At 43.5% G+C, this 18,726-nt stretch carries 16 protein-coding genes and 1 tRNA gene; 6 read left to right on the top strand and 11 right to left on the bottom strand.

What is annotated here, in order from left to right; translation table 11 throughout:
* Positions 1–484 precede the first annotated feature (484 nt).
* Positions 485–1,408: a folate-binding protein YgfZ gene (locus A3729_RS14205; protein ID WP_068553559.1), complete on the top strand. Its 924-nt coding sequence runs from the start codon at positions 485–487 to the stop codon at positions 1,406–1,408.
* A 114-nt stretch (positions 1,409–1,522) separates the two neighbouring features.
* Entirely contained in the window at positions 1,523–2,359 is an 837-nt protein-coding gene (locus A3729_RS14200; RefSeq protein WP_068515707.1) for an HDOD domain-containing protein, read from the top strand.
* A 73-nt stretch (positions 2,360–2,432) separates the two neighbouring features.
* Here A3729_RS14200 and ung read toward each other — a convergent pair whose 3' ends face one another.
* The 4 genes from ung to A3729_RS14180 form a co-directional block, all read right to left on the bottom strand.
* Complete coding sequence (gene ung / locus A3729_RS14195) at positions 2,433–3,131, bottom strand: uracil-DNA glycosylase (protein WP_231877440.1); 699 nt, start codon at positions 3,129–3,131, stop codon at positions 2,433–2,435.
* A gap of 26 nt (positions 3,132–3,157) precedes the next feature.
* Positions 3,158–4,714, bottom strand: a complete 1,557-nt coding sequence (gene lysS, locus A3729_RS14190) for a lysine--tRNA ligase (protein WP_068515735.1) — start codon at positions 4,712–4,714, stop codon at positions 3,158–3,160.
* A gap of 59 nt (positions 4,715–4,773) precedes the next feature.
* Positions 4,774–5,872, bottom strand: a protein-coding gene (gene prfB, locus A3729_RS14185) for a peptide chain release factor 2 (protein WP_156490432.1) whose coding sequence is annotated in 2 segments (ribosomal slippage) — positions 4,774–5,796 and positions 5,798–5,872 — 1,098 coding nt in all. Because the reading frame shifts where the segments join, the coding sequence is not laid out codon by codon here.
* Positions 5,873–5,947: 75 nt separating this feature from the next.
* The gene (locus A3729_RS14180) at positions 5,948–6,778 is read right to left on the bottom strand and encodes an alpha/beta hydrolase (protein ID WP_068515713.1); all 831 of its coding nucleotides are present in this window, start codon (positions 6,776–6,778) and stop codon (positions 5,948–5,950) included.
* Between the two features lie 331 nt (positions 6,779–7,109).
* On the opposite strand from A3729_RS14180, the gene cysK reads away from it, so the two are divergent.
* Positions 7,110–8,021 carry a cysteine synthase A gene (gene cysK, locus A3729_RS14175; protein ID WP_068512617.1) on the top strand — a complete coding sequence of 304 codons (912 nt, stop codon included), beginning with the start codon at positions 7,110–7,112 and terminating at the stop codon, positions 8,019–8,021.
* A gap of 62 nt (positions 8,022–8,083) precedes the next feature.
* Here the strand turns inward: cysK and A3729_RS14170 are convergent, their stop codons facing one another.
* The 5 genes from A3729_RS14170 to A3729_RS14150 form a co-directional block, all read right to left on the bottom strand.
* Positions 8,084–10,540, bottom strand: coding sequence for an EAL domain-containing protein (locus tag A3729_RS14170; protein ID WP_068515716.1), 2,457 nt, complete (start codon positions 10,538–10,540; stop codon positions 8,084–8,086).
* A complete protein-coding gene (locus tag A3729_RS14165) occupies positions 10,540–11,778 on the bottom strand; it encodes a hypothetical protein (protein WP_068515720.1) in 1,239 nt (412 codons plus the stop codon). Before A3729_RS14165 ends, A3729_RS14170 begins: the two co-directional genes overlap by 1 nt.
* Positions 11,747–12,253, bottom strand: a complete 507-nt coding sequence (locus tag A3729_RS14160) for a hypothetical protein (protein ID WP_156495025.1) — start codon at positions 12,251–12,253, stop codon at positions 11,747–11,749. The genes A3729_RS14165 and A3729_RS14160 overlap by 32 nt, the downstream gene beginning before the upstream one ends.
* A gap of 84 nt (positions 12,254–12,337) precedes the next feature.
* Positions 12,338–12,414: transfer RNA gene (locus A3729_RS14155), tRNA-Arg, on the bottom strand.
* Positions 12,415–12,535: 121 nt separating this feature from the next.
* A complete protein-coding gene (locus A3729_RS14150; protein WP_068515721.1) occupies positions 12,536–14,176 on the bottom strand; it encodes a tetratricopeptide repeat-containing response regulator in 1,641 nt (546 codons plus the stop codon).
* 152 nt (positions 14,177–14,328) lie between these two features.
* On the opposite strand from A3729_RS14150, the gene A3729_RS14145 reads away from it, so the two are divergent.
* Both A3729_RS14145 and A3729_RS14140 read left to right on the top strand, forming a co-directional pair.
* A complete protein-coding gene (locus A3729_RS14145; RefSeq protein ID WP_068515724.1) occupies positions 14,329–14,802 on the top strand; it encodes a hypothetical protein in 474 nt (157 codons plus the stop codon).
* Positions 14,803–14,980: 178 nt separating this feature from the next.
* The gene (locus tag A3729_RS14140) at positions 14,981–15,733 is read left to right on the top strand and encodes an outer membrane beta-barrel protein (RefSeq protein WP_082880424.1); all 753 of its coding nucleotides are present in this window, start codon (positions 14,981–14,983) and stop codon (positions 15,731–15,733) included.
* 37 nt (positions 15,734–15,770) lie between these two features.
* On the opposite strand, the gene rlmKL is transcribed toward A3729_RS14140, so the two are convergent.
* Positions 15,771–17,984: a bifunctional 23S rRNA (guanine(2069)-N(7))-methyltransferase RlmK/23S rRNA (guanine(2445)-N(2))-methyltransferase RlmL gene (rlmKL, locus tag A3729_RS14135; RefSeq protein WP_068512355.1), complete on the bottom strand. Its 2,214-nt coding sequence runs from the start codon at positions 17,982–17,984 to the stop codon at positions 15,771–15,773.
* A 343-nt stretch (positions 17,985–18,327) separates the two neighbouring features.
* Between rlmKL and rmf the strand changes: the two genes are divergently transcribed.
* On the top strand, positions 18,328–18,537 hold the full coding sequence (gene rmf, locus A3729_RS14130) for a ribosome modulation factor (RefSeq protein WP_068509010.1): 210 nt from the start codon (positions 18,328–18,330) through the stop codon (positions 18,535–18,537).
* 46 nt (positions 18,538–18,583) lie between these two features.
* On the opposite strand, the gene A3729_RS30915 is transcribed toward rmf, so the two are convergent.
* Positions 18,584–18,712 carry a hypothetical protein gene (locus A3729_RS30915; RefSeq protein WP_082882105.1) on the bottom strand — a complete coding sequence of 43 codons (129 nt, stop codon included), beginning with the start codon at positions 18,710–18,712 and terminating at the stop codon, positions 18,584–18,586.
* Between the last annotated feature and the right edge of the window lie 14 nt (positions 18,713–18,726).

Here is an 18,726-nt window from a genome sequence, read left to right as displayed (position 1 = left end):
GGGAGTAATTTTGCTCCCGTATGCCGCGGCTATTTTTCTTAGCCTTACTCACGAAATTTATCTGCCGCTAAAAGTTTCTATCTGCTTGATATGCACACTAGCTGGTTTTTACCATCTGCTAAGTCGAGCTTTGCTTCGCTCTCGCTTTGCTATCACTTCCTTAGTTGTTTCCAACGAGAACCTTAGTATTTACTTTTCGAACGAAGATGCAATCAACGGACAAATACTTGGAAAAAGTTTTATCTCCAGATATCTTTGCTTACTTACGGTAAAACATGCTCCTCTTATTGATAGTCGCCTAGCCTTTATTAGTGCGTACACAAGTAAATCTCATATATTAGTTACACCTCTAAACCTTGAGTGTCCAGATTCATTTAGACGTTTTCGCGTCTTTAGCAAATTCGGCAATATCAATATAAAGCACCGCGATGCTGTATAATCGCTAAATACTAAAAAACTAATTACAACTGACAGTTACCACATTATGACTCACATGTTTATCAATCTACCCAGTCGTTTTATCAGCATCACTGGTGAAGACTCAGAAAAGTTTCTTCAAGGTCAATGCTCTACTGATATCAACTCCCTAGATTCGAACCATTTCTCTTATGGCACCCTGAACACACCCAAGGGACGTATATATGGCTTGTTTAAAGTTGTACGGATTTCAAATGGTTTATTGCTGTCCGTAGATGAAAGCTGCTTTGAACATATCCTCAAGACCTTAAGCAAATACGCAGTTTTCTTTAAGTGCGAACTCAAAGAAGCTAACTTTCACTCTTATGGTTGTAGCACGCCATCATTAGCAGTTATATGTGAGCGCTACCCTGAATTGGCCGCATTAAAAGCCCCCGAAGACAATTCAAACAAAGCAGGTGATGACAACACCCTGTTAATAAGACTACCCGGTAAGCAAGGCCTTTTGGAGTTCTGGTCCCAACAAGTACCCGATGACAGCTGTTCAGATACTGAGGCCCTTGAAAACTGGCTGGCGAAAGAAACTAAAGCAGGTATTCCACAAGTATTTTCTGCCACACAAGAACAGTTCATTCTTCAGGAGCTGAATCTACATGAATTGGGTGCAGTCAGCTTTAAAAAAGGATGTTATACCGGACAGGAAATCATCGCCCGTATGAAGTTCTTAGGTAAGCTTAAAAAGCGCATGTGTTTACTTGAAGGAAATGGCACTGCCGCCGATCAACTCGAGCCAGGTGCCGATGTGTTTATTAAAACTATCGAAGGTTTGCCCAAGAAAGTCGGTAAGCTCGTCCGAGCCCATACATTGACAGATACGATTATTACTGCTTTAGCTGTGCTAAACAAGGAACAAGTCGATACAGGTGAGACAACGTATATCGGCTCCGACCTGGATACTGGGTTTATTGTGTCTGACCTTAGTTATTCTTAAGAAAACTATAACGAACTCAGGTTTTTTACTTCGTTCCGATAATTTCTAGAACAAAAGCGTTTTGCTCTGCTATAACTAATGAGTAGATGAAAAACATCTTGAATCGAGGTATTCATGTCAGAAATTGGTCAGAAGATAAAACAAGATATATTGGAAGCAATTGAGAACGACACTATTGTCTTACCAACGCTTCCTGAAATTGCTTTAGATGTTAAGAGAATCAGCGAAGACGAAGATTCGGGGTTATTCGACCTGATCGACGTTATTAACAAAGATACTGCCTTATCAGCACGCCTACTCAAGGTTAGCAACAGCCCTTTGTTTCGCGGTGCAAATGAAATCACTACGCTAAACATGGCAGTAAACCGCTTAGGCATGCAATATACGAGTAATCTTGCAACAGGCCTCGCAATGGAGCAGATGTTCCAAGCAACTTCAGAGATGATCGACAAGCGTATGCGCGAGACTTGGGAGCGCAGTACCGAAGTAGCGGGTATATGTAGTGTGCTCGCACGGCAGCACCCTCATCTGGCTGCAGGCCAAGCGACGTTGGCCGGACTCGTTTATTCCATCGGTTCTTTGCCGGTCCTTAAGTACGTTGAAGATAACGACGTTCAAATAAATAGCGTAATGCTCGACAACCTTTTGGATGAACTTCAGCCCATCGTGGGTCAGAAGATATTAGAGAAATGGGACTTTCCATCCGAGCTCAAACCTGTACCCAAAGAGTGTGTTAATTTCACTCGAGAAGTTGAAAAAGCGGATTACGCCGATTTGGTCATGGTTGCCATGCTACACAGCTATGCTGGCTCAGAACACCACTATGTAGAGATGGACTGGTCGCACATTACAGCGTTTGAACGTATTGGCGTTGACCCAACTATGGACCCGAATGCAGATGAAGACCTAAGTGCTGAAATGGAAGCAGCAATGGCGTTGCTAAATGCCTAATAGAATAAGCAGGCCTAAGACATAAAAAAAGCCGATCACTTGATCGGCTTTTTATTAGATAAATACTTAATTTTTAAACAACAGACGCCCAGTTTATTGGCTGTTTACCATTATCTATCAAGTATTGATTTGTCCTTGAGAAATGGCGACAGCCAAAAAAACCACGATAGGCAGAAAGCGGCGAAGGGTGCGGTCCTTCCAATACAAAGTGCTTCTGACGATCAATCAGCTTACCTTTCTTTTGGGCATAACTCCCCCAAAGCAGGAAAACAACACCAGACCGTTGCTGATTCAGCACCTCAATAACCCTGTCAGTAAACGTTTCCCAACCTTTTCCTTGGTGGGCACCAGCTCGAGCCTGCTCAACCGTCAACACCGCATTCAGCAATAGCACACCTTGATCGGCCCAAGAAATTAGATTTCCTGAACTTGGAATCGGCATGCCTGTATCCGTGTTGAGTTCTTGATATATATTACGTAATGAAGGCGGTATTGCTACACCCGGCTGAACCGAGAAACACAAACCATGCGCCTGCCCAGGCCCGTGATACGGGTCCTGCCCGATAATAACAACCTTTACCTCTTCAAAAGCGGTATGATTCAGCGCATTGAAGATTTCGGAGCCTTGCGGATAAATAATTTTACCCGCAGCCTTTTCGCTGCTTAGAAATCCACGTAAAGACTGCATGTAAGGCAGGGTAAGCTGGTCGCCGACAACTTGCTGCCAGGACTCACTCAGTCTACCTTCTTTTTCTGAACCTTCAGCCATCATATGAAACCCAAACAATAAGCCCCTTATTAAGATACTGGCTTCATGTGCGGGAACAAAATAACGTCTTTAATGGTTGGGCTGTCGGTAAATAGCATCACTAGCCTATCAATACCGATACCCTCACCTGCAGTAGGTGGCATACCGTATTCAAGAGCCTGGATGTAATCTGAGTCGTAATGCATCGCTTCATCATCACCAGCATCTTTTTCTTCAACCTGCTTGCGGAAGCGGTCAGCCTGGTCTTCAGCGTCATTAAGCTCCGAAAAGCCATTTGCCAATTCACGGCCGCCAACAAAGAACTCAAAACGGTCAGTGATAAATGGGTTGTCATCATTTCGACGCGCTAATGGAGAAACTTCCCATGGGTAGGCAGTAATAAAAGTAGGCTGATCGAGCTTTTCTTCAGCAGTCTCTTCAAAGATTTCGCATAACCACTTACCTGCACCCCAGGCAGATTGCTTAGCATCTTCTCTAATACCGACCTGGCGTCCATAGGCAATCATTTGCTCCAAGTTATTTCCGGCGTCGTTGATGATAGACGGCTCAAAGTCTGGATTGTACTTAAGCACAGCTTCGGCCATTGTCATGCGCTCGAAGGGTTTGGCAAAGTCATAGACCGTCTCGGCAATCACTTCGCCATCTGCATCTTTCTTAGTTGATTTAATGTCAGTTGTACCCAGTACATCCAAGGCGATAGTACGCAGCATGTCTTCAGTAGTATCCATTAAGTCATGATAAGTTGCGTAAGCCTGGTAGAATTCGATCATTGTGAATTCAGGATTATGACGGGTCGAAAGACCTTCATTTCTGAAGTTACGGTTAATTTCAAACACTCGCTCAAAACCACCCACAACCAAGCGCTTCAAGTACAATTCTGGCGCGATACGCAAGTACATACCGATATCCAGTGCATTGTGATGCGTTTCAAAAGGCTTAGCCGTTGCGCCACCAGGAATGGTTTGCAGCATCGGTGTTTCAACTTCCATAAAGTCACGATCACTTAGGTATTTACGAATCCCCTCAATAATCTTGGAGCGAACCATAAACAAATCGCGAGTTTCCTGGTTGATGATCAAGTCAACATAGCGCTGACGATACTTAGTTTCCTGATCCGCCAAGCCGTGAAACTTATCCGGTAAAGGGCGTAGTGCCTTAGTCAGGATAACCACATCTTCTGCACGTTCTATATTAACAAATAACTCGCCCTTACCCGACTTATGCAGGGCACCCCGTACACCAACAATATCACCTAAATCAAAACGGGTTTTGTAGCCAATTTCTTTTTGAATATCTTTTGGTACGTAATACTGCATACCACCCGATACATCAGAAATCTTAGTAAATGGCCCCCGCTGAAACATGATTCGACCCGCAACAGATACTTGGTTATCCTGTTCTTCTAGCTCTGGCTTAGAGAACTCACCGAACTTTTCTAACAGATCTCCTGCTAAATCTTTTCGCTCGAAGTCATTACGGTGACCATTTGCTGAACAACCATCACGCAGTTCCTTGAGTTTGTTCTTACGCTCAGTGATCAACTTATTTTGGTCTTCAGTGTTCGTAGTATTCTGTTCGTTCGACATATTTTCTTCCAATTACTTATCCATTGCTGCCACCAAAGACGATAGCAGCAAACTAAAAATTAAAGGCCTTGCTTAAGACTGGCTTCGATAAACTGATCCAGGTCGCCATCTAAGACATTATTGCAGTTACTGGTCTCAACATTGGTTCGCAGATCTTTGATCCGCGAAGAGTCCAGTACATAGGAGCGGATTTGACTTCCCCAACCAATATCTGACTTAGTATCTTCCAATGCTTGTGCCGCTTCGCTACGCTTCATCATCTCTAGCTCATATAACTTTGCTCGAAGCTGCTGCATAGCCTTATCTTTGTTTTGATGCTGTGAACGTTGGTTCTGGCATTGGACCACAATACCGCTTGGCTCATGAGTAATACGTATTGCTGAATCGGTTGTATTAACGTGCTGGCCGCCCGCACCACTAGAGCGATACGTATCAATACGCAGGTCTGCCGGGTTAATTTCAATATCGACGTTATCATCAATTTCCGGTGATACAAACACCGATGCAAAAGAAGTATGGCGACGGCTGCCTGAATCAAAAGGAGATTTTCTTACCAAGCGATGGACACCTGTCTCTGTACGTAACCAACCAAATGCATATTCACCGGTAAATTGGATTGTCGCACTTTTGATGCCGGCAACTTCACCGTCGGAGAGTTCAATGATTTCAGTCTTGAAACCTTTCTTCTCCCCCCACCGTAAGAACATACGCAATAACATGCTGGCCCAATCTTGAGCCTCGGTACCACCTGAGCCAGACTGAATATCGAGATATGCGTTGTTTTCATCCATCTCGCCAGAAAACATTCTTCGAAACTCTAGCGTTTCAAGCTTTTCACTTAGCGTGCCAAGCTCATCTTCAACAGCAGAAACCGTTTCTTCATCTTGCTCTTCCACAGCCATATCCAGCAGCTCCTGAGCGTCCACCAGACCAACGTCGAGATTTTCTATGGTTGCTACAACAGCTTCTAGATTAGAGCGTTCTTTGCCAAGCGCTTGCGCGTTGTCCGGATCATCCCAGACACTAGGCAATTCTAATTCACGTTCAACTTCTACAAGTCGCTCTTTTTTTACATCAAAGTCAAAGATACCCCCTAAGCGTTTGCACACGCTCAGACATATCTTTTATTTGCTGCACTAGCGGGTTTACTTCCAACATCTATTGACTCACATTCCTTAAAACTGAAAAAAGCGAAATAACACACTTAATAAAGCGCGCCATTCTACCGCTAAGCTAAAACCGCTCCAACCAATTTTTCATTTCTTTCGCAGTTTCCGGCCAGCTTGGCTCTAATAAAATCTCATGCAACGCCTTTGGAACGATTTTTCTTTGCTTATTAGTCATCTCTAAACGATCAAATAAGTGTTCACTCACCCAGGGCTCAACGAGTTCATCGCCTTCTCCGTGCCATATAGCGATGGGCGTTTTGATTTGCGAAGCCTGCTTGCGTAGCTTAGTAACTGCCGATAAATACTCTGTAAACCAACGTGCACTAACCTTACCGTGATTAAATGGGTCTGTGGCATAAGCGGCAACAACCTCGGGATCAGAACACACCACACTTGCTTCTATGGGATGAGCAAGACTGAGTCTAGGTAGAAAGAAACTCATTGTATTGCCAATAACACGCGTAAACCACGGGACAGCAATTGAAACATCAGCCGCTGGCCCACTTAAGGCTACACCACTGAATCGGCCAGGATACTCTAACAAGTGGTGCAAACTAATCATTCCACCCATCGAATGACCAAGTAAATATTGCTTTTCTTCCATGACTGTAGAACGCAGTGTTTCCAAGTCTTGCGCGTAGTCACTCCAACGCCTTACATGCCCGCGCTTACCTTCAGACTGACCATGCCCTCGATGATCTAGCGCATAGACTGCGTATCCCTGGGAAACAAACCACTCAGCAATGCACTGATAACGCCCCGCATGTTCACTCCAGCCATGCGAAATAACAATCGCAGCTTTAGCATTTTGATTAGGCCAGTAGTAGAAGTTCAGCAGTAAACCATCATCCGTTTCTACCTTTGATTGAGTCGGTGCAAGCCTTGCTACACTCATTCGCTTTGTTTCCTTTATTAGTCTATATACTGAAAATAAGTTTTATTGAATTTTGGAGCAAGTACAGTAAATTATGGTGCCTACTATTTAGCGCCTAAGTGTATCGTTTTTATGGCCGATAGTTTACCCTATTGGCGACCTCATTTCTGACGATTTTTAGCTATGCGCATTTCACTCTCTCATCATGCAAAACAACTCGCTAAGCCCAATACTGCTTGCAGCAACCGGTGCCTCTCCAAGCTCTGCGTATTGAGAGCTGATTCGAATAGTAAGCTAAGTCAGTAACCAAGTATATTGTAATGACTGAATGCCACTCAAAGGGAATATTCAAATGAAATATAACAACATTCTTGAAACCATCGGCAACACGCCGCACGTACGAATCAACAAGCTTTTCCGAGACGATATCGAAGTATGGATGAAGGTCGAACGCTTTAATCCCGGCGGCAGCATTAAAGACCGTATTGGCCTCGCTATGATCGAGGCCGCCGAGAAGTCAGACCAGATCAACAAAGATACCGTTATTGTTGAACCGACATCAGGAAACACCGGCATCGGTCTGGCTCAAGCAGCTGCGGTAAAAGGCTATAAGCTGATTCTAGTTATGCCGGAGTCAATGTCTATAGAACGTCGAAAGTACATGACAGCTCTGGGTGCCGAGCTCGTACTAACACCAAAAGAAAAAGGCATGGGCGGTGCAATTGAAACAGCTGCCGAACTAGTTACAAAAGGCAGTAATCACTGGATGCCACAACAATTTACCAATGCTGAAAATGTTGCGATCCATCGCCGTACTACTGCGCAAGAGATTATTTCCGATTTCCCCGATGGTCTTGATTATCTGATTACCGGTGTTGGCACTGGCGGTCATATCACTGGCTGTACAGAGGAACTTCGTAAAGCCTTCCCTTCTATACAATCCTACGCAGTTGAACCCGAAAAGTCCGCAGTGATCAGTGGTTGCGAAAAAGGACTGCATCGCCTTCAAGGTATCGGCGCTGGCTTTATTCCTGACATCATGAACACTGAGATACTGACAGGAACAATTCAAGTATCTGAAAAAGACTCTTTCGACATGGCACGTGAGTGTGCAAAGCAGGAAGGGATTTTTGTAGGTATTTCTTCTGGCGCTACCTTAGCCGCAGTTAAAAAGAAGGAAGCTGAATTTACTCCTGGCAGCCGCATCGTGATTTTCAGTTATGATACTGGCGAACGCTATTTATCGATCGAAGATCTGTTCTAGACCTTGAACCATGAGCGGGGCTTACGCCCCGCTTTGAAATATCCTGGAAATCAAAGCCTATCTTAGTTATTTGGCTTAAACCCGACAGACTTAAGCGGGGACGAGAAGAACTCATCAGCACTCAAGGGCTTGTCAAATAGATATCCCTGCCCAATCTCACAACCCAACTCTTGCAAGAAAGCCATCTGCTCAACTGTTTCCACACCTTCAGCCACCACCTTCAAGTTCAAAGTATGTGCCATAGCAACAATTGCCGCCGTGATCTGCTTGTCATCATTATCGTTGGGTAAGTCCATAATAAATGCACGGTCGACCTTGAGTTTATCCAGAGGGAGCTGCTTAAGATAGTTAAGAGAAGAATATCCCGTACCAAAGTCATCAATTGCAATGGTTAGTCCCAAAGACTGCAACTCTTTCAATAAGGAAATCGCATGCTTAATATCGGTCGCTAACAAGGACTCAGTCACCTCAAACTCTAGGTTCTCGGGGTTAACACGGTGCAAAGAAATTGCCTGAGTAATATCGTTAAGTAAGTCAGGATCACTAAACTGGCGAGCTGACAAGTTGATCGACATTTTAACATCACATAGTCCGCGCTGCTGCCAATCGGCACACTGGCGGCAAGCTTCATGAATAATCCACTTACCAATGGGAATAATCAGACCGTTATTCTCTACCATATCGATAAAGAAAAATGGCGATAACAGACCGCGCTTAGGATGCTGCCACCTTAATAGAGCTTCGCAACCAATCAGCTTTCCGGTACTCAAATCCATTTGCGGTTGATAGTGCAATACAAACTCTTCCCGTTCGACAGCATGGCGCAACTCTTCCTCCAAGGCCATACGCGAGTCAGCATCTTTATGGAGCTGGTGATTGAAGATATGGTAGCTATTCTTACCTGAGGCTTTGGCTTGATACATCGCTAGATCGGCATTTTGCAACAAGGTTGCAGCGGATACACCATCCAAAAGCGACAATGTGATGCCAATACTCGATGATACAGAAAGGCGCCTTCCCTCAATCGCAACGGGCTCTTCCAGCACTCTCAGCACCTTTCTTGCAAGCTCAACAACCTTCTTTTCACTGTGAACACCACTAAGCACAAGGCAAAATTCATCGCCACCGGTACGCGCTGCAATATCAATATCAGAAACACAACTTTTAAGTCGGTCGGCAACCACAGACAATAAGTTATCACCAACCAGGTGCCCTAGGGCATCATTAATGTGTTTGAAGTTATCAAGGTCAAGGTAGAGAAACGCAAACTTTCGCTCAGTTTCATCTTGGCTAGCTAACTTCTTATCAACCAGTTCTATCAAATAGGGCCGGTTCGCTAAACCAGTCAAAGCATCGAAGTGAGCCATTTGGTGAAGCTCTTCGGTATTATCACTCAGTTTCTGGTGATAGGCCTCTAACTGAGAGGTTACCTGCAAAGAAGTAGTTTGTAGCTGGCTAATTTCATCAGCAAAAATACGGTTGCTCGCCATGCGCTTAAGCTTGTCTTTTGCTTCTTTATATCGTCCTTGAGGCAATAAAGGAAGCGCCTTGGCTTGCCGCTGCAGAGAACGAATCGGCCGCCACAAAACGAGGAATATCAACAGCATTGAAACAATAATCGCAACTAAGCCAGTTATAACGTGCGTGTGCCGAGCATACTCTATTTGCTCTCTGGCTTGGGTTGTATCAGATATAAATGCAATTAGCGCATTACTACCAACCAATTCAGAGTTAGAGACGAACATAAGCTCAAACTGAGAACCTGGTAAATCAATAATGTTGATTAACTGCCCTTCAGCTTCGACAAAGTCACGCCTCCATCGACTTTGAATAGCATGTTGCTGAAGAATTGGCTGTAGTAAAGGCTTATTCGTCAAAGAAGAGAAAGCCAATCCGGTCTTGCCAAACTGTACTGATGCTTCAGAGTTATTATTAACCGGCGTGAGTATCCCGATATCAGATCCGGTGATTCTATTAAAATCTAGCATCATATCTGCTAGTGATACGCTCAGCTGAATAAGTTTAATATCACCATTAATATCTAGAATCGGAGACAGTACAGCTAACTGACAAAATTCAAAACAGATCATTTCTTCGGACGGAGTGCGACTCGTCAAGGTACGCTCAATAACGTCGGAGTTTGGACGAATGCGTTGATCACCCCACTGCCCAATCACTTCGCCTTTTGCATTAAGTAAGGTTGCGCTCTCTAGGGCCCAAGTTATCTGTAAAGACAGCCAGTGCGAATCGAGCTTGTCCTCAATATACGGACCTTCTGACGTTAAATTTGGTAGACCATCAATTATATTAATTAGCTGCAATGAGCTCTTCTTGAGCAAACCGTTATATTCAATAATATATTGCTGCTGGTTCACACTTCTATTATGCGCTTGCAAGGATTGCATTTGCGCTACATTGAAGTATGTAAAAAATGAGATAAACGATAGAAAGATCGCAGCTAGGCCAACTGCGGACTTCCAATATAAACTAACAAAAAGCTGTTTTTTTGTGTCTTGCATTAGAAACGATACGCCACCTGAGCTAAAAACATATTCCAGTGCTTACGTTGTTTTTCCATATCTGGATTTTCTAAGTCAGGCAACCAAAATGTACCATTTACAGCGTGAAACTCGATTGAAAACATCCATTCGAACGAAGGAGCATAACTAATGCCAATAGTGGAGTCTTTAGCAAAAGCATTACGCGCATACCTATTGATTGGGTCACCGGCTTCATAGTCCGAGCCATCTTTGTCGTCTTTAAACCGATAAGCTTCGTCCTGGCGCACATATACCTGCATATTAGGTGATAGTTGATAATCTACCTGAACGTAATAACCAATAAACTTTTCCACATTTTTATTGCCAGCAAAAATGTTATCTACTTCGATATCTCGTCGTTGGATTTCAGTTGTGAAGCGCCATTTATCAATACTGAGTTCAAAAGAAAGCATCAATGCTTTTAGGCCAAGCTCACCCTCAAACAGTGGAGGGGTGACAGTAAGATCTTGAAACGTTTCCCCTGCTCCCGGTGTAAAATCAGCATCTAATTGAACATAAGAAAGCGCAGTGCGCCACGCACCAGAACCGGGTTCAAAAGACAGCCTCGTAAAGCTAGCGCGCTCATTATCGAAGCTACCAGAGGTTTTCGTACTTAAGATTGACTCAACACTATGACTATTAAAAATCGGCTCACCAAAAGCAGTACTAAACGACAACGTACCGCTCTGGAATTCCCGGTGCCCATAAAGCCCTATACTATCTGATGAATGTAATATCTCTTGCAAGTAATCAATATAAATAGACTCAGGCAACAGTAAACTAGGACGTGTTACTGCAACATCTCTAGTTTCGTTAAAGAAGCCAAACGGATTCTTTAAACGCCCTGCTCTTAAACCTAAACCATATTCAAAATCATCAAAAAGCCGCCAATCAAGTATCGCAAAATCAAGTCTAGTACCTTTTGGCTCGCCGTTACCAATCTGTTTGTAAAGACCCTGCATGGAAAACTGTAAAGAGTTCGTCGCCTTCCAAGACCCGTTTAAACCAACACTATTGTATTTAAAGCTACCATCAGAACTAGAACCCAAAAAATCATTTTCATCGGTTAAAACAAAGCTTTGACTAACAAAACCGTGCCAATTGATATGATCCACTAGATATTTCTTAGCTTCCGTAGCGAAAGAAACTAAAGAAGTTCCACCCAGCACAACCGCTAAAACGGCCTTAGCGAATACTGACCGTAGTAAAATGCTCATTCGACATGCCTCCTTCAACATAACCAATTGCCCCGGGTGTATTATTAATTGTCGCTAGCATATCTTCGACGGATTGAACGACAACAGGTCCCTGACCTATACCTGAGTATATGTACCGGTCCCATTGACGCCTAAGTTGATGCGGGAGCATTTTTAAGGTATTCATCAAAAATGATCGATGAACCGGGTTGGTATCTTGGAAAACCACCACTGTAATCTTTGTTCCATCGGGCCAAGCTCTAGCTCTCAGACTAAAAATAGCGCGCAACTCATTTAAGCTTAAAGTGTCGGTTAGCGTGGAGAGATGAGTGATAACAGACTGCGCGTTCGCTGATTCACTGACATGACCGCCTGAGTCATCAGCATAACAGGTACGGGCGAGCGACAGTTGGAAAACTGCAATCAAAGAAATATAAATGATAAAGGACTTTATCCACATGATTACAAAGGTAGACCATAATCTGTGGATTGCCAAAGCCACAAACCTAAACACGCGTGGTTTTACACTTTAATAACATAGCTCTGAGTTTTAAGAGCAATATGGAGATATAAACAAGAATGGCCCGCCCTTCAGGATTCGAACCTGAGACCTTCCCCTTAGGAGGGGGACGCTCTATCCAGCTGAGCTAAGGGCGGAAAAATAGGCGCAGGAATAATAGCGAGCAAATGAGTCAGGCTCAAGTGGAAATTACACGTTGCAACAGATTATTCCCATACAATTGAAGCCAGGACTTGCGATACCCACTGTTACCTACGACTAGGACAGTGCCTTAACCTTCGTTTGTAAACTTTGGAAGCGTTTGTATTGCCTATGCTGAGCAGGAATATGCTTAACATTGTCCAAGCATTGCTCACACTTTGCTTTGAGCTGAGGGTTGCCACCTTGCTGTCGAATTTGTTTTAGCATTACCTGGACGGTATTAAGGTTAAGGGCTGGGTGTTTTGGCGTAACCTGAAGCGCCTCATCAAAAACGCGAATCGCTTCGTCCAGATCACCCTCTTCAAATGCAGTAATACCACTCTTGTTAAGCTTTCTAGCTTTAACCCTTTTCTGAAGGCTAACAGGCTCATCAAGCAACTCTTCAATATTGTTCATGACACCCTTGTCGTCCGAGTGACGCTCTGCCAAATCACTTAATACCTTCTCGGCTTCGGTCTCGTCTCCCATACTGTAGAGTGTTTTAGCAAACTCCAAGGTTGTTTCAGCTGAGGCGCTCGATACATCCATTGTTTCCTGGGCTTTATCCAGTGCAGCCTGAGACTTTTTGTCATCACCCTGCCCTTTGTGAACACGGGCCTCGATCAATAATGCACTAGCCTGAACATTGACATCATCCTTAAATTTCTTACTAGCACGCCCTAGAATATGAACAGCTTCTTTTGCCTGTTTTTTACCATTATCCGACGTATCACCTTCAGCCAAATCAGAAAGGCAGCGACCTAAACTTAAATAATTTTCAGAAGACTCGTGTACAGAATTGTGCCCCAACTTTACACTTTGACAAAAAGCATCCGCAGCGCCTTCAACATCTTTATTTTTAGAGCAAACTTCAGCAAGTTTCTGCTGACGCAGAATAGCATGCGGTGAAATATCAACAGCCTTTGCCAAAGTTTTTTGCGCATCGCGGGCCTTCCCATGCTTTAGTTGCGCTTCGGCCAAGGTATCATAGGCTTCAATTAAGTTCGGGTTACCTGCTAATAAGCCTTGAAGCCCCTTGATAGCGCCTTCATAGTCACCCAAAGCAACTTGCACCTTGCTTAAACCAAGCCTTGCCCAACCAATATCACGTGTCGATAACACGTCACGATATATCTTCGCTGCGCGTTCGTTCTCACCCATCTGAAAATAAAGACTAGCAAGCTTGCGCATACACCAGGTGATATATTTAGTTTCGTAGCGAACCTCTTTATTGATTAGTTCGATCGCTTTGGGGAGGTTTTCAGCATCAATCGCCTCATTAATAGGTTTCAATACCTCACGCTGCTCGATCATTGCATCCAAACGTTTTTGTAAAACGGCTTTTGTAATAGGCTTTGTGATGTAGCCATCAGGCAAGTATTCAAGCGCTCCCATGACCATATCTTTAGAAGTTTCTGCCGTGATGAGTATGAATATGCCTGTATGCTTAAGAATTTTATTGTGACGAAGTTCTTCCAGAACCTGTTGCCCGCTCTTTCCGGGGCCTAGGTTATAGTCGCACAAAATAATATCAAACTCTTCATGCTCACAACGAGCAACGGCGTCTTCACCATTCCCCGTTACCTCGATACTCTCAACCCCAAACGCTCTGATCATTTGGCGTATTGAAAGACGAAAGTTTTCGAAATCATCGACAACCAAAAAGCGCAGATTGCGATAGTATTTGGCTAGCTGAATTTGTCTTTGCAACTCACTCATAAAACACTTACTTCACTGTTCCTAAATTTAATACTCCTAAGTGTAGACAAAAAATCAAATCAGATAGCGTATATTCAAATATTTCTTTTGACTCACGACACTGAACAATAGAAAATTCAGGCTTTTAACAAGCATGGTCTTATCTATCTAATATGGAATTCCCTTCTTTTATCGATATTGAATACAGCACACCAGATGAAGGCGGTTTTCCAACTGCAATTACCTGGTCACTAGCCAACGGCCAAATCAAGTCTGTACTTATTATCCCTGATGACGAATGGGACCCTTGGGACAATACCGACAGCACCGTAGATCTTCAATTTCTTTTTGATCAAGGTGTTTCCGGGCCTGACGTAATTCGAGAACTAAACCAGGACTTGGATGGCCAAACAGTTTTTATTGATGGCCTAGATGAAGATGAAGCCTTATTAGAACTGCTATTCGAGACTTATAATAACGAACTAGGCTTTGAAATAGCTTCAATCACCCAGCTCTTTAGCTCTCACCCACTAGAAACGCTGCTAGCGAAACGAAATGACCTGGCTATCGAGAACCAGCTTGATATTGACTCAATTGAAGACAATGTTCGCGCACTGCTTCACCTAAGCAAAGAAATCCTAACTTAGCATCTAGAATTTCTCAGGTTCAATTCACAACAACGCTCAGCAAACCCAATATTATGTTTTACTTCAATAAATTGTGAATCGTATCGAAGCACATTTGGTAATATCGTGGCACCATATTGCATTCCGTAATTCAATACCTCAATGCAAGCTATCAACCGTAGCAAAACCGGATCTACAAATGGATCAACTAAAATTAAGGATGCCCAGCAACATGGTTTGCAAACGCTTCGCACTCGCCCTAGTTTCAATTCTGCTATCTATTTCTACTTTGACTCAAGCCAACGATGATAACGGTTTTTTTAGCAACCCTGGCCCTAAGTCCGAAAGAAACTACTTATCTGTCGGTCTTTCTTTGAACGAATTCAACAGGCTCAACCTTAATCTCGTCCTCTCTGACAGCGTATCTTACGAAGATAGAACTGAAGGCTCTCCGGTTTTATCATTCAGCGGCCTTACTGCACAAACCTACGGCCTTAGCGTTATTTATGGTAGCTACCTAGATGACACTTTCAAAGCAGAGTTTCGTTACGGCAAGGGAATCAAAGAAGACACGCTTAAAGGAGCAAAGGATGTCAACCTAGATCATTGGATTGCGACATATATGGGAGCCGAGCAAGAGATTACAGATTATTTTAATGCTTACGCACTACTTGGACTATCTTACTACCGAGCAGATGTAACGCGTCATGAAGTTATTAGAACCGTCTCGGAAAGTGCTATTTCTAACGCGGAATCAGCGGTTCAACCCAGCCCATTCGTGGCCGAGTCACATTTATTTAAAACGAACTTCAGTTTAAGCTGGATTATCGGAGGAGACTATAAGCTGAGTGATCAGTGGTATTTATCCTTTGAATACGGTCGTTTGCTCAAGGACACTGATACGAATATCGAAATAGATCAGTACAGTACCTACCTAAAGTTTGAATTCTAAGGATAAGCCCACTACTCAAACCGACTAAGCAAATTTCCTAGCCGCGCTCTATTTTCCAGCATTGGTGAATATGACTATTGCGCTCAAAATCTTTATCCACTGACATTTTGGTAAAGTCTGTGACCTTATAGTTTGCGCTCAAGCCTGGATCAAGCTTAAACCTTCGCAGGTTATTCGAGAAAACCAGCACCCCCTTTTCAGACAGCAAGCTCATACACTGCTCTATGAGTACGACATGATCACGCTGAATATCCAGCACCCCCTGCATTCGTTTAGAATTAGAGAAGCTCGGTGGATCTAGAAAAATCAGATCAAAACTGGCTTTTTGTTCCTGTTGTGACTTTAGCCACTCAATACAATCTGCCTGAACTACTTTATTGTCACGAAGCGCTAGCCTATTGAGCGCCAGATTTCCCTCGAACCAATTCAAGTAGGTCTTTGACATATCAACGCTCAAGGTTGATTTCGCACCACCAAGTGCGGCATAAACACTCACCGCACCTGTATAACAAAATAAATTTAAAAAGCGTTTATCTCTGGCATTATCATAGACCCACTTTCTAATGGGACGATGATCGAGAAACAACCCGGTATCCAAGTAGTCCTTTAGGTTTACCTTGAATCGCGCACCACTCTCACTTACTGTAAAAAAGTCTTTTTGAGATGCTTCTTTTTCGTACTGTTTAGTACCTTTTTGTATCGAACGAACTTTTAAAGCAATTCGCTTCGTCGGTATCGTTGCACCATTAAAACTAAACTCGCTTAATACCTTAAGCCCCTCTCTTAGCCTTTCTCGGCTAGCTTTCTCATCAATAGACTTTGGCGCTTGATATTCCTGGACATGAAGCCATGTAGTTTGATCAATGCTTTGGTACATATCGACTGCGAGCGCAAATTCCGGCATATCAGCATCGTACAAGCGATAGCAGCTAATCTCATTTTTCTTAGCCCACTTACCGAGGGTCTTAAAATTCTTCTTAAGGCGGTTAGCGAACATTTCAGCACGCTGTGGATTCGATATCTTCCAGTTGCTAGATGAATGTTCTAATTTAGAGGAGCTCGCAGCATCTTTGTAGCGATTATCCTTATCAAGACTAAATAAGATGAGTTGACTTTCGATAGCGCCATTAAAGAGTTTATACTGTTTATATGAACGCCAGCATATGGCCTTACCTAAATCTGCATTTCCTGTAAATACGCCGGCACTCCATCCAAGCAAGTCTCGCTCAAATAGCTCACCCAACACACCATACAGCGTTTTAAGGAGGTTAATCTCGCCCAAGCGCTCTCCATAAGGAGGGTTCGTTAGCAACAACCCCGCCTGATCATGTTCAGCAAGGGTAAAATCTTCTAGTGAGCGTTTCTCCACATGAATAATCTTATCAAAGCCTGCCTTTCTAACATTATCCCAAGCTTTCGCCACAACTCTAGAATCCTGATCAAAACCAGTAATACGCCCCTGATATGAACCTAAGCCTTTTTCGAATGAATCTAAAGCAGCCTGACGAAGCGCACTCCATAATCGCTCATCATGACCTTTCCAACACTCAAACCCCCAGCGCTCGCGAGCAAGTCCTGGCGCTTTATTGGTAGCAAGCATTGCCGCTTCAATAAGCAAAGTGCCAGAGCCACACATTGGATCAATAAAACTAGCGCTGTCGTTGTAACGCTTAGGCCAGCCACTCAGCAAAAGCAATCCGGCGGCAAGGTTTTCTTTGAGTGGCGCAGCACCGGTAACAGAACGATAGCCGCGTTTGTGGAGACTTTCACCTGACAAGTCGAGGCTTACGTTAATTTTCCCTTTTGCCAACCTGGCTGATATACGGATATCAGGCTCGGCTCGACTAACTGAGGGCCGGTCCCCAACAAGGTCACGAAACTTATCAACAATTGCATCTTTTACTCGCAAAGCACCAAAGGTAGTGTTGTTGACATGTTCATTTTGCCCAGAGAAATCGACCGCAAAACTAGCCGTACAATCGAAATATCGACTCCAGTCTATAGAATAAGCTGCGTCATAAATTTGATCAGCCGTTTCCGCTTTATGTGAACAAAGCTCAAGTAAAACCCGATTTGCAACTCGCGACCAAAGTAATACACGATACAACAAAGATTTATCTAATTCGGCACTCACGCCAGCAGGCGTTGACTTTGTCTGCTCGACTCCAAAACTATTGAGTTCTTGCTCAAGAACGTAATTTAGCCCTCGGGGGCACGTTATAAAAACATTATATGAGTCGTTATTTCGCATGTGTTACCAAATTAATACAAACTGAAATTAAGAAATAATCGCGCATTCGAACACGTTACACCCTATAAAACAAGCTATTACGGAAGCTTATACTAAAGCTATATATAAATAGTGTTTTATAGAAAGAATTAGTCATGTACTTTAGACAGAAATTTAGCTTAACTAAAAGTCCGGCCCAGTAAAGACAAGCAAAGCTTATTGCCGCCGGCAAAACACTATAACAATTCATTTGCACTCAATAGGAGTTGAATTACCTTTAAGCTTCGTAACCCCTTCGGGTACAACGTTGCTGCGCTACTTATAAATAACAATGTTTAAAGCATGTTCATGAGGTTCATAACGAATGAAAAGACAAAAGCGTGATATTGATCAAAGAGCATTTAAAAAAGGTTATCAAGCAGGCATTACAGGAAAATCAAAATCTCTCTGCCCTAATTCTACTACCACCGCAAAGCAAAACTGGCTAAGTGGCTGGCGTGAAGGTAGAGGCGACAACTGGGACGGTCTAGTTGGAGTATCCGGTATTCACAAACTCCCCGGGATCACAACATAGCAAAAATTGAAATTGAAAAGGCCCACATCAGGGCCTTTTTTTATGCTTAACGCATCGACTTAATCGCTAAGGCAGCATCTCTTATTAAAGCAGGCCCCTTATAAATGAAACCTGTATAGATCTGTACCAGGCTTGCCCCGGCATTAATCTTATCCACCGCATCTTGACCGCACATAACCCCCCCACGCC

The organism is Oleiphilus sp. HI0043 (assembly GCF_001634935.1).
This window is presented reverse-complemented; position numbering and strand designations above follow the sequence as displayed.